This is a genomic window from Flavobacterium chilense, from assembly GCF_001602525.1.
GTDB classification, from domain to species: domain Bacteria; phylum Bacteroidota; class Bacteroidia; order Flavobacteriales; family Flavobacteriaceae; genus Flavobacterium; species Flavobacterium chilense.
The window spans coordinates 55,952-69,701 of sequence record NZ_LSYT01000006.1; the positions used below are offsets into that span (position 1 = coordinate 55,952).

Sequence of the window (13,750 nt, forward strand, 5' to 3'; positions counted from 1 at the left end):
AAATTATGAAATTATCAGTTATTACCGTTTTGTTGTTTGGATGTACCTGTTTAGCACAAAATAATACAGACACAAGTTTGTATATGAAGTCAGACAAAATTACGTACCTGACAGATATAGGTTCAGAATCAGGAGATTTATATAAAACAATCGGACATCATGGTCCTGCAATCGAAAACGAGTGGATGGCGTTAAGAATCTATTTTAGCGATAAAGTAGCCATCGATGTGTACTCGAAAGCAAAACCAGGTTTAGAATTAAAAAAAGCAAATTGGTACCCAACTCCGGAACAGCAAAAAGAAGGATGGGGAGCTGATTATTATAAAGTTGCCAATACGGTAGGTTTGGGAGGTGTAAAACTTTGGGACGGAGAAAAATTGGTTCCGTTAAACCCTGTCACAAATCGTTTGGCACGAGTAGGTAAAACAGATACCACTTCATGGATGGAAATGATTTCAAGAGGTGTTCCTTACAAAGGAAAAAAAGTAGATATCCTGGTTCGTGTAACAGTATTTTCAGGAAAAAGAGAGGCAAAAGTTGAGGCAGTTTCCTTAACTGGAGAAAAAGTACAGTTTGCAACAGGAATAAACTATTTCAAAGATTTTGAAACTAAAAAAGGAGCAAATTATATTGCTGTTTGGGGAAAACATCCTGAAGATGTAGCTGCCGAAATAGTTGCAATTGGTGCTGCCATTATATACAATCCTAAAGATTATGAAAAAAATACAGATGATGGAACACAGTATTTATTAATCTCAAAACCAACTAAAAATTTAGAGACTAAAATTATCTCATCAAGCGCAAGAGAAACAGAACTAAATACTTTAGAGAAACTGGAAGCGTTTATAAAATAATAGTATTAAAACCATAATACAGCTATTGCTACAAAAAAGGAGTTTGTTTTTTACATTCTCCTTTTTTTTATAAAAGTCTGTTGTAAACAAAAACAGCGTTTTAGTGTATCAGGAACAAGCATATCGCTGCTTGTAAATAAGTAAGAATTTGGGGATAGTAATACCGAATTTCGGGACGCACATTATTTTCAGGGTAGTCTTAACTTTGAGTAAATCAAAAATAGATTAGTTATGAGTTCTACTACTTCAAAATTCGATAAATTACTTAATGGTTCTCAGGAATATGGAAATGTGAACCACAAACCGGACTCTAGTAAAGAAGTTCAGATTAACACACCTGAAAAAACAATGCCTTTTTCAGACCAGATTGGAAACTACCAGCGAAACAAAGGTATTCCTTCAAAATCATACAAAGACAGTAAAATTTATATTGTAGGCAGCGGTATTGCAGGAATGGCAGCAGCTTATTATTTTATTCGTGATGGTCATGTTCCGGGCGAGAATATTATTTTTCTCGATCAATTGCACGTAGATGGCGGATCGCTTGATGGTGCCGGAAATACTACAGACGGTTATATTATTCGCGGCGGACGTGAAATGGATATGACCTACGAAAACCTTTGGGATATCTTTCAGGATATTCCGGCTTTAGAACTTCCTGAACCTTATAGTGTATTAGACGAATACCGTTTGGTAAATGATAATGACCCTAATTACTCCAAAGCGAGACTGATTCATAATAAAGGACAAATAAAAGATTTCAGTAAATTTGGACTGGAGAAAAAAGACCAGTTGGCGATTATAAAATTGTTACTGAAAAAGAAAGAAGATCTGGACGATTTAACCATCGAGGATTATTTCAGTAAATCCTTTTTAGAAAGTAATTTTTGGTTCTTTTGGCGTACCATGTTTGCTTTCGAAAACTGGCACAGTTTATTAGAATGTAAATTGTACATGCACCGTTTCCTTCACGCGATAGACGGAATGAAAGATCTTTCGTGTCTTGTTTTCCCAAAATACAACCAATACGATACCTTCATCACGCCACTTCGAAAATTCCTTCAGAGCAAAGGGGTACAAATCGACTTAAACACACTCGTTAAAGATTTGGATATTCACAGCAATACTGAAGGCAAAGTTGTAGAAGCCATAATTACCGAAAAAAATGGTAAAGAAGAAAGAATTCCGGTAGGCGAAAACAATTATGTAATTGCCACAACAGGTTCTATGACCGAAGATACCTTTTACGGAGACAATAAAAATGCTCCAATTATTGGTCTCGACAACAGCACCAGCGGACAAAGTGCCGGATGGAAACTATGGAAAAACCTGGCTGCCAAATCACCTGTTTTTGGTAAACCCGAAAAGTTCTGTGGCAACATTGCAAAATCTTCCTGGGAATCGGCTACACTTACCTGTAAACCTTCTGCCTTTGTAGAAAAAGTAAAAGAACTGTGTGTCAACGATCCTTATTCCGGAAAAACAGCAACAGGAGGAATAGTAACCATTAGCGATTCAAAATGGTTAATGAGTTTTACCTGTAACAGACAACCCCATTTTCCGGATCAGCCCGATGATATTTTAGTAATTTGGGTGTATGCCCTTTTTATGGACAAAGAAGGAGATTATATCAAAAAAACAATGCCACAATGTACCGGAAATGAGATTTTGGCTGAGTTAGCGTATCATTTAGGCATCATTGACCAATTAGACAATATCGTAGAAAATACCATTGTCAGAAGTTCGTTTATGCCATACATCACCTCTATGTTTATGCCAAGAGCAAAAGGCGATCGTCCGCAGGTAGTGCCGGAAGGCTGTACCAATTTAGGATTAGTAGGGCAATTTGTTGAAACCAATAATGATATCGTATTTACCATGGAAAGTTCTGTGCGAACAGCCAGAATAGCCGTTTACGACTTATTGAACCTGAACAAACAAGTACCCGATATTAATCCGTTGCAATATGATATTCGTCACTTGCTTAAAGCAGCACAATCCCTAAACGATTATGAGCCAATAGTAGGTGAGGGACTTTTAAGAAAATTTCTAAAAGGGACTTACTACGAACATCTGCTCGTTGAAAATGCAGATGACGAACACGAACATGAATCCTTTTTTAGTGAACAATTGAATAAATTAAAACACTGGATAGGAGGAATCAGGGATTAAAAATTAGAAAAGATTCATTTGCTCAGAGTATTATGATTCAAAAAAATGGCGTTAAGGCTTTTGCTTTAGCGCCATTTTTGCAGGAACTAAATCTAATTAATTCTTAAAAGGTCAGGTTTTATAAGGCATACTACAGGATAATTCCTTATTTTTATGCGTAAATTAGTTTTCCAAAACAATATTTAAGCAAGATTTATATAGGATGGATCAGCCTTACGATAAAATAAGAGATACATTGGCCTATTTTGAGGTTGATAGCAATTTACCCTATTACGTTTCTTCAGGCAAAAAGCAAATCGATTATCCACAAAAGCCTTTTCGGATGGATTATTATTCGCTGTGCATTTGTACCGAAGGAGATATTGTGATTGCTATTGACGGACAACAACATTATATCAAACAATTTACTTTATTCATTGCAAGGCCTGCAACTATTATCGCTTTTCAGAATATCAGTGAAGACTTTCGGGTGAAATTACTGTTTTTTGAAAAAGAGTTTCTGCTCAAATACCTGTCTGATCCTTTTATTATCGAAAGACTGGCTTTTTTTAAAGACAGATCATTTGAACTCATTCAGCTTAAAGAACAAGAAGCCAAAAAACTCATTAAATTAATGAAATACCTCGAAAGCAAAATTGAGGCAGATCTTAAATTTAAAGATGAAATTGTCCGGACCATAATATTCAACCTACTTTTAGAAACGGCTGAATTATTACCAAAAGAAACACCGGAAACAGTTTTAATAACCAATAATCCCAAAGACACCTATTTTCAGTTCCTTAATTTGGTTATGGAAAACATAACACAGCATAAAGGAGTAAATTATTATGCACAGAAATTACACATCTCCAACAAATACCTGATCGAGATTGTAAAAAAGGCAGCAGACAAAACACCACACGAAATTATCGATGCCCATTTGCTAAAAGAAGCAGTAGTGCTATTAGGAAATCCGGCAATCAATATAAGCGATATTGCCTATCGACTCCGCTTTAATTCCGTTTCTGCATTTGGACGTTTTTTTAAAAAACATTCCTCTGTTTCACCCACAGATTACCGCCGATTGCAACATCTCTGAAATCAGGGTTTTAAGCTCCTCTTTTGATTCAGTTTTACATTATTTTTTCGGGTCTAAAAAGCCGTTAAATTTCATCATTTTGCATTTTTTTTAGTTGAGGTAAATCTGTTTCAATTATTTTATTATTTTTACTAAATCGATTTAGAAAGTTTTACAACCTTAACTAACCACATGAAAAATATATTTTTTAGCTGTTTATTTATCTTTTCTATAATAGCTGTAAAAGCTCAGGAGCTGAAATCTCCGGATGGAAATTTAACAATGGCATTTCATTTAGATAATTCAGGAACTCCTATTTATACTTTAAATTTTAAACAAAAAGCCGTTATTCAGGAAAGTAAAATGGGCTTTATTATAAAGTCAGATATTGTACTGAATAAAGGTTTCAGGATTACCGATACTAAAACAGCTTCTGAAAATGCGACATGGAAACCGGTTTTAGGAGAACAAAAAGAAATCAGAAATCAATACAATGAATTAAAAGTCGCTTTAACGCAGGAAAAAAGTCAGCGAAAAGTAAATATCTGTTTCCGTTTGTTTAATGACGGATTGGGGTTTCGATATGAATTTCCTGTACAGGACAATTTACGCCATTTTATCATTCAGGAAGAAACCACTGAATTTAATCTGACCGGAGATCATAAAGTATTCTGGATTCCCGGAGATTATGATACCAACGAATACAGTTATACAACATCAAAAATATCAGAAATGCAGGCATTGGTTTATAATGCCACACATGTGCCGCTTGCCGCACAGTCAACCATTAAAAATCTGGCAACCCAAACGCCATTGATGATCAAAACAAACGATAATCTATACATCAACATTCACGAAGCAGCTTTAAAAAACTATCCGGCAATGTGTCTCAATGTAAATGATAAAACATTCTCGTTGAGCTCACATCTTGTTCCTGATGCCGTGGGCAACAAAGGATATATTCAAACCGGAAGTTTTACACCCTGGAGAACCATCGTAGTAAGCGACGATGCACGCAAAATATTAGCCTCAAAAATGATCTTAAACCTGAACGAGCCTTGCACTTTTGAAGACGTTTCCTGGATTAAACCCGTAAAATATATTGGGGTGTGGTGGGAATATTTTACAGGCGGAGGATCAACCTGGGCATACTCAGACAATCAGGATGTTGTAATTGGTAAAACCGATTTCTCTCAGTTAAAACCAAATAATACACACGGAGCCAATACTAAACATGTCAAAGAATATATCGATTTTGCCTCATCAAATGGTTTTGATGCTGTCCTGGTCGAAGGCTGGAACGAAGGCTGGGAAGACAATACCGCTTTTAAAAAAGAACACATTTATAGTTTTACCAAAGCATATCCTGATTTTAACGTAAAAGAATTAAGCGATTATGCCGCGAAGAAAAACGTAAAAATCATCATGCATCATGAAACCACATCATCAGTTTCTGAATATGAAAGACAGTTAAAAGATGCCTTAAACTTTATGACAGATAACAACTATAATGCTGTAAAAACAGGATATGTAGGTCCAATTATACCAAGAGGTGAACATCATGACGGACAACAAATGGTGAATCATTATACCTATGTTGCCACAGAAGCTGCCAAACATAAGATTATGGTAGATTCTCATGAAGCCGTCAGGCCAACAGGTTTACATCGAACATACCCAAACTGGTTTGCGCAGGAATCAGCTCGCGGAACGGAGTTTGAATCGATGGAAGGCATTCATCCTGATCACACCACCATATTACCGTTTACCCGCTTAATGGGTGGACCAATGGATTATACACCGGGAATTTTTCAGGGCGATTTATCGGTTTACGGATCTAAAAAGAATAAGTTAAGTACAACACTTGCAAAGCAACTGGCATTGTATGTTACGATGTACAGTCCGTTGCAAATGGCTGCCGATTTACCGGAAAATTATATAAAATTCAGCGATGCTTTTCAGTTTATAAAAGATGTTGCTTTAGATTGGGATGAAACCTATATTCTCGAAGCAGAACCGGGAGATTATATTACCATTGCCAGAAAAACCAAAGGCAAAGAAGAATGGTTTATAGGCGGAATCACAGACGAAAATCCGCGTATGGCGACAATTGATTTCAGTTTTCTGCCTGTTGGAAAAAACTATACAGCGACCATTTACGAAGACGGAAAAACAGCCGATTACAAAACCAATCCACAATCGTATAAGATTCGAAAAATAACCGTAACCAGCAAAACAAAACTAAAACAAAAACTGGCTTCGAGTGGCGGTGTGGCTATTTCAATACAATAAATATTGCCTGAAATGGCACACGAACGACACAGATTAAATACATAAATGCAGATTTCTTACTTGTAATAATCTGCGTGAAACAAAATCATTTTTAATTCTTTAAACTATTAATAATAACCAGAGGATGGAGATTTCTTTCGTACCTCAAAATGACATAAATAATGAGCACAAAAATTTACCCTTTACAATTTGAACCTATTTTAAAAGAAAGAATCTGGGGAGGCGAAAAACTGCAAACGGTTTTAAACAAACCAATCACCTCAAAAATTACAGGCGAAAGCTGGGAATTATCAACTGTAGAAGGAGATGTAAGTGTAGTAGCAAATGGCGAATTAAAAGGCAAATCATTAACCGAATTAATTAACGAATTACCCAACGAAATTTTAGGGACAGCAGTTTATAACCGTTTTGGAAAACAATTTCCTTTATTATTTAAATACTTAGATGCCCGCGAAGATCTTTCGATTCAGGTACATCCAAATGATAAACTGGCAAAAGAAAGACACAATTCTTTTGGTAAAACCGAAATGTGGTACGTAATGCAGGCAGATGAGGATGCCAGAATTATAGTAGGATTTAAAGAAGATTCCGGCAAAGAAGAGTATGTAGAAAACTTGAACAATAAAACGCTGACTTCTATTCTGGACGATATACAAGTAAAAGCCGGAGATGTTTTCTTTTTAGAAACAGGAACAGTTCATGCAATAGGAGCAGGACTTGTAGTAGCAGAAATTCAGCAAACATCTGATATTACCTATCGTTTATACGATTTTGACCGAAAAGATGCTCAGGGTAACACACGTGAACTGCATGTTGATTTAGCATTAGACGCTATCAATTACAATAAAGTCGATACTTACAAAAAATACGCGAAAGTTGAAAATGAATCCAATGTCATTGTCGATTGTCCTTATTTTACAACGAATTTTATTCCGTTAAACGGAGAAAAAAAAGCAACTAAAAATGGAGAATGTTTTACTGTTTTAATGTGTATTGACGGAGATTTTGCCATTGAAATTGAAAACGAGACCTATCAATACAAAAAAGGCGACACCATTTTGATTCCGGCAGCGATAAAAACATTCGCTTTAAGCGGAACAGCTTCAATTTTAGAAGTATTTATCCTGTAAAAATAAAAAGAGCCAAAAAAATCTAATTATAGCAAAACCTTTGTAAATACTGAGGATTGTTTGATTTATTAACTCAAAAAAAATGATTTGTTTAAAAATAAAGTTACAAAATCGTTTTAGTAACTATTTTTATATATATTTGTGAAATAATTAACATCAGCTTAATACAAAAATTAACTCTCTAAATGAAAAAGATAACCATCAAAGATATTGCTACAGAAGCTGAAGTATCGATATCAACAGTATCTTTTGTCATTAACGGAAAAGGAGAGAAAATGGGAATCAGTGCTGCTGTGATTAAAAAAGTGCAGGATGTAGCAGAGAAGCTCAATTACAGACCAAGCATGATCGCTACCAGTTTAAGAACCGGTAAAACAAGATCAATCGGGCTTATTGTAGAAGACATTTCCAATCAGTTCTTTTCTGATCTGGCAAGAGTTATCGAAGATGAAGCGAAGAATATAGATTACAGAGTTTTTTATTGCAGTACAGGAGATGATGATGAACGTTCTGAAGAGTTAATAAACAGTCTTTTACAGGCAAACGTAGATGGTTTTATTATTACACCGACTCAAAACCTGGAAGAGAAAATTGACCTTCTTTTAAAACTGAAAAAACCGGTCGTATTGGTCGATCGTTATTTTCCGGGACAAAGAGTAAGTCATGTTGTTATGGACAATTATGAGGCAGCTAATTCGGCTACTAAATTTCTGATCAGTAAAGGTTTCAAAAACATAGCAGTGGTCAACAACACCTCTGAAATGGTTCAGATGAAATTGCGTGAAGACGGTTACAGAGACGCCTTAAAAGAAGCAGGAATATACGATCAGTCACTTGTGCTTCATATGGAATATCATAGCAATGAAGAAGCAAGAATAGCTTCTATTGTAAATTTCGTAAAGAAAAATACGCAGATTGATGCTGTTTTATTTCTGACGAACTATATGGGACTTACAGGTCTTCAGGCATTTAAGGATATGGGAATTAAAATCCCGCAGGATATTGCAGTAATTAGTTTCGATGACCATGACAGTTTTAAATTGCATACACCAACAATAACAGTTATTGCACAGCCAATAGAAGATATTGCTATAAAATCGATACAATTGCTGATGAGTCAGATGACAGATATGGAAGCTTTTGATGTAGAAAAAAGCCTTAAAAAAGGCAGATTAATTGTTAGGGAATCTGTTTAGTGCTAAACACTATGCCGATTCAAAAAAAAGAAAAAACGATTCGTTTTTTTTTAACTGTTTTACTAAATCGTTTTAGTAAATTTTAGATCGAGCAGACTGATTTTCAGTTCTTTTTTTGATCGGGTTACTATATCGATTTCTTAAAATTTAAGAATGCTTACATGACTATTAAACCATAGTATTCAAAAGGTGGAGACCATAGAATACCATATTGAAACTGAGTTAGAATTTTTTATTAATTATTAAAACAAACAAGTTAAAAAAACAATCAAACAAAAATCAAAACTAATAACCAAAAAAAATGCTTATGAAAAGATTATTAGCAGTGTTAGGAATGGTGTTGTTTAGCAGCTTAAGTGCTGTGGCGCAAAACCGATTAATAACAGGCATAGTGAGCGATGCAGAAAACAAGGGAATTGTAGCTGCATCCATTGAGGTTCAGGGAAAACCATATAGCGCTATTACAGACGCCGAAGGACGATTTAAAATGAATGTTCCTGAAGGCAAAGTAACCCTGAATGTATCTTCTATAGGTTTTGCATCAAAATCAGTAGTAGTTCAGGAAAACGAAAGCAGAGTTTCTGTTGTATTGGCAGAAAATACACAAGAATTAAAAGATGTTGTGGTAACTTCATTTGGAGTTAAAAAACAAAAGAAAAGTTTAGGTTATGCCGTAGGAGAACTTAAAGGTGATGATATAACTAAAAACAAAGAAATTAACTTAGGAAATGCACTGCAGGGAAAAATTGCCGGAGTAAACGTTTCAGCACCGGTTACAGGACCATCAGGTTCAAGCCGTGTAGTTATTCGTGGAGCAACTTCAGCTTCCGGTTTAAATCAGCCATTATATGTAGTAGATGGAATCCCGATCGATAACAGTCAGCAAGGAAACGCAGGAATGTGGGGGGGAGCTGATAAAGGAGATGGTATGTCCTCTTTCAATCCGGATGATATCGCATCTATCTCAGTACTAAAAGGTAGTGCCGCTTCTGCTCTTTACGGGTACAGAGGATCAAACGGGGTTATCTTAATCACAACCAAAAAAGGAAAAAGCGGAACTGGAATTGGAGTAGACTTTAGTACAAATTCTACTTTCAACACACCGGCAAGCCTTTTACACTGGCAGGATCAATACGGAGCGGGAGCGCCTGTAAACGGAGTTGCTACAAGATTTAACAACTTGCAGGAACTTAGAGATTCTTACTATTTTGCATGGGGAGATAAATACGACGGAACCCCTTCTCTTTCTATCGACGGAAAAACAAGACCATACCAGGCTTACGGAAAAGACAACGTTGAAAACTTCTACAGAACCGGATATTCTTTTAGCAATACACTAGCGATTTCTGGCGGAAATGAATCAACAAACTTCAGATTATCTTTTGGAAATACTAAAGATGAGTCTATTTTACCGGGAACAAATTTTGGAAGAAACAATATTGCTTTGAGTTTAAACTCGGCAGTAAACAAAAAAATAAGCATAGAGAGCAACGCTCAGTACATTACAGAGAAAAGCCATAACAGACCTTATTTGAACGATTCACCTAGAAACCCTTCTTTTCCAACGACTTTTTTAACTCCTGGAACAGATATCAGATGGATTAGTAATGCATACGATGAAAATGGTGGTGAAGCAGATTATTTTGGAGCAAATGTTTACCATACAAATCCATATTTTGCAACGCAGCAACCTTTAAACGATGACCTTAGAAAACGTTTCATCGGATCTGCAAAAGTAAACTATAACATTACAGATAAAATTTATGCTAAAGGTGTTCTTGGTGTTGATGATATTAATTATGAATATACTGAAGTTGAACCAACCGGAATCAACTACAATCCTGGAGGATCTTATGAAAACAGAGTGGAAAACCGTTCAGAGTATAATGCTTCTGCTTATTTAGGATACAAAGGAGATTTGGCAAAAAATCTTTCTTTAGATGCTTTCATTGGAGGAAACCGTCAACACAACAGATACAGCGGAATCAAAATGAGAGGAAACAACTTTATTGTTCCATTCAAATATTTCTACGGAAATACACAACCGGACAAATCAGAGAAATTATTTTCAGAAAGCGAAGTAAACTCTCTTTTCTATTCTGCTGACTTAGGATACAAAGATTTCTTATATTTAAGTTTAACAGGTCGTGAAGATTGGTTCTCAACGCTTGATCCTTCAAACAACAGTACATTTTATCCATCTGTGAGTTCAAGTTTTATTTATTCTGAAGTTATCAAATTACCGGAATGGATTTCTTATGGTAAGTTCAGAGCAGGTTGGGGTAACGTAGGAGGTGCATTGCCGGATGCTTATGCTTTGGCATTGACTTATACTGCACCAGACGGACAAACAGATTCTCAGGGACAGCCAATTTTAGGAGTAAACGGAGAAACAGTTCCAAACAAAACTTTAAAACCGTATAATGTAAGTACTATCGAGTTTGGTTTCGAAAATACATTCTTCAACAACAGAGTAAGTACAGATTTGACTTTCTATTACAAGAAAACAACAAACGATATTACAGATGCTGATATTTCTCAGGCTTCAGGTTACAGAACTACAAAAATTAACGTAGGACAAATCCTGAACAAAGGGGTGGAGTTTGCTGTAAATGTAAAAGCAGTTAAAACACCAAGTTTCTCATGGAATGTTGGGTATAATTTTGCCTACAACAACAGTGAAGTATTAAACCTTTCTGATAAAATTACAACCAAAACATTAGAAGGAAACAGAGATTCAAGAGCTTCTGTAGTTTTAGAAAAAGGGCAGCCTTTTGGTGTAATCAAAGCTTATGATTATTTAAGAGATAAAGACGGAAACATTGTATTAGATACAAATGGTAAATTCATGAGAGGAGATTTAATCATTGCAGGACAAGGTGTTGCACCAACTTCAATGGGACTTTCAAATGACTTCTCTTATAAAAACTTTACACTTTCTGTTTTTGTAGATGCTAAATTTGGTGGAGAAATCTACTCAGCTACAAACCAGTTAGGAACTCGTTACGGATTATCAGAGCAAACACTTCCGGGTCGTGAAGGCGGAATTCAGGTATCAGGTAAAGATGTAAACGGAAACCCGGTAAACACAACAGTTTCTGCATACGATTACTGGAGAAGTTACAGTGATGTAACATCAAACTTTGTTTATGATGCTGATTTTGTGAAGTTAAGAGCGATTTCTTTTAGCTACAACTTCCCAAAAACATACCTTTCAAAAACACCATTCCAATCCATTAGTTTAGCATTTTCTGCTCATAATTTATGGACAATTTACGACAAAGTGCCAAATATTGATCCGGAGTCAAACTATTCTAATAGTAATGCTCAAGGTCTTGAAAGAGCTTCTATGCCTTTGACAAGAAACTACGGATTAACGCTTAATGTTAAATTCTAATAGTAAAAAAGATGAAAAATAAATATATAAAAATATTTTGTGTCGCAATTGTTGGTGCAATGACATTGGCTTCATGCGACAAAGGATTTGAGGAAATGAACACAAATCCAAATGCTTTGACAGATCCTGCTGTAAAATCAATGTTTACACTGGCTGAGATTTATGTTGACGGGCAGGATTTTTCTAACACCAGAGGAAATAACTTATACGCAGCACAAATTGTACAACAGTTTTCTTCATTAGGAGGACCAGGTTCAAAATATACTTATGCTTCTGAATATTCGGCAGCACTTTTTGGAGAAACTTACGGAAAAGGATTGAATCAGATTTTTCAGTTAATGTCTGTTTTAAAAGACACACCTGAAAATGCCAATACGATTCAGGCCCTAAGAATCATGAAAGTTTTTCTTTTTCAAAAACTAACAGATACCTATGGTGAAGTTCCTTATTTCGAAGCCGGAAAAGGATACAACGGAAATGTTTTTGCTCCAAAATATGATACTCAGGAAGCGATCTACAATGACCTTTTAAAAGAATTAGACGAAGCAGGTGATGCTTTAGATGCTAATAAAGCTTTTGTTGGAAATGCTGATTTATACTACCAGAGTAATGTAGCTAAATGGAAAAAACTGGCGAACTCATTAATGTTGAGAGTAGCCATGCGTTTATCTAAAGTAAACCCAGCAAAAGCAAAACAATATGTAGAGAAAGCTGCTGCAAAAGGTGTTTTTACATCAAACGATGACAGTCTTGTTTTAAAACATGATTCAGGACCGGCGGGAGTTAAAACCAACCCAATAACTTCATCATGGGTTAGAAATGACCTTAATGGAGGTGAATCAAATATTAAATTCAGTAAAACGTATATCGATCAATTAAAAAACAATAACGATCCGCGTTTGAGAATTTATGCAAAACTGGAAGCTACAGGAGACAATTCTCCGGCAAGTCAGCAAGGTCTTGCAAATGATGCAAAAGAGTTTCCGGGCGGAGACAAAAAATTGTTTTCAGATCCTAATACTTCAACAGTATTACGTTTAGATGCACCAACCTTAATTATGTCTTATGCCGAAGTACAATTTATATTGGCAGAAGCAGCAGTAAAAGGATGGAATGTGGGCGGAACGGCACAAAAGTATTACGAAGACGGAGTAAAAGCAGCAATGGATATCTTAACCATTTTTGGAGACAAAGTACCTGCGGTTACTACAGCTGAATACAATACTTACATGACAGCACATCCGTTTAAAGCTACAGGAACAGATGCACAAAAAATTGAGCAGATTATCACGCAAAAATGGATCGTATTATTGTTTAATGGGTTTGAAGCATTCTCAGAATACAGAAGAACAGGATATCCTGTTTTAGTTCCTGTAAATGATCCAACCGGAGAAACAAAAGGAACAATTCCAAGAAGATTAATCTACGATCAGTCAGAGTTAATCACAAACGCTGCAAATTTCAAAGAAGCAATATCGCGCCAGGGGTTGGATTTAATGACAACCAGAATCTGGTGGGACAAACAATAGTTTAAATTTGGTTAGAGTTAGTTGAATTAAGCCGGGTAGGAATACCTGTACCTCCCGGCTTATTTTTTGTTTTTGTTTTGATTTTCATTACATTAGAAAAGTTTTATCAGCAGTTTATTCCCC

8 protein-coding genes are annotated in these 13,750 nt (G+C 35.7%); all 8 read left to right on the plus strand.

Going from position 1 to position 13,750, the window contains the following annotated elements:
- Positions 1–5: 5 nt before the first annotated feature.
- The 8 genes from A4F88_RS14560 to A4F88_RS14595 all read left to right on the plus strand — a co-directional run bounded on the left by A4F88_RS14560 (position 6) and on the right by A4F88_RS14595 (position 13,627).
- Positions 6–854 (plus strand): DUF4861 family protein, encoded by an 849-nt coding sequence (locus A4F88_RS14560; RefSeq protein WP_068843355.1) that lies wholly within the window; start codon positions 6–8, stop codon positions 852–854.
- Positions 855–1,085: 231 nt separating this feature from the next.
- Positions 1,086–3,026, plus strand: a complete 1,941-nt coding sequence (locus tag A4F88_RS14565) for an oleate hydratase (protein ID WP_068843357.1) — start codon at positions 1,086–1,088, stop codon at positions 3,024–3,026.
- A 202-nt stretch (positions 3,027–3,228) separates the two neighbouring features.
- Complete coding sequence (locus A4F88_RS14570) at positions 3,229–4,104, plus strand: helix-turn-helix domain-containing protein (protein ID WP_068843359.1); 876 nt, start codon at positions 3,229–3,231, stop codon at positions 4,102–4,104.
- A gap of 171 nt (positions 4,105–4,275) precedes the next feature.
- The gene (locus tag A4F88_RS14575) at positions 4,276–6,375 is read left to right on the plus strand and encodes a glycoside hydrolase family 97 protein (RefSeq protein ID WP_068843361.1); all 2,100 of its coding nucleotides are present in this window, start codon (positions 4,276–4,278) and stop codon (positions 6,373–6,375) included.
- Between the two features lie 161 nt (positions 6,376–6,536).
- On the plus strand, positions 6,537–7,505 hold the full coding sequence (locus tag A4F88_RS14580) for a type I phosphomannose isomerase catalytic subunit (protein ID WP_068843363.1): 969 nt from the start codon (positions 6,537–6,539) through the stop codon (positions 7,503–7,505).
- A 185-nt stretch (positions 7,506–7,690) separates the two neighbouring features.
- Complete coding sequence (locus A4F88_RS14585) at positions 7,691–8,701, plus strand: LacI family DNA-binding transcriptional regulator (RefSeq protein ID WP_068843365.1); 1,011 nt, start codon at positions 7,691–7,693, stop codon at positions 8,699–8,701.
- A 307-nt stretch (positions 8,702–9,008) separates the two neighbouring features.
- A complete protein-coding gene (locus A4F88_RS14590; protein WP_068843367.1) occupies positions 9,009–12,098 on the plus strand; it encodes a SusC/RagA family TonB-linked outer membrane protein in 3,090 nt (1,029 codons plus the stop codon).
- A gap of 11 nt (positions 12,099–12,109) precedes the next feature.
- Positions 12,110–13,627 (plus strand): SusD/RagB family nutrient-binding outer membrane lipoprotein, encoded by a 1,518-nt coding sequence (locus A4F88_RS14595; protein WP_068843368.1) that lies wholly within the window; start codon positions 12,110–12,112, stop codon positions 13,625–13,627.
- Positions 13,628–13,750: the final 123 nt, after the last annotated feature.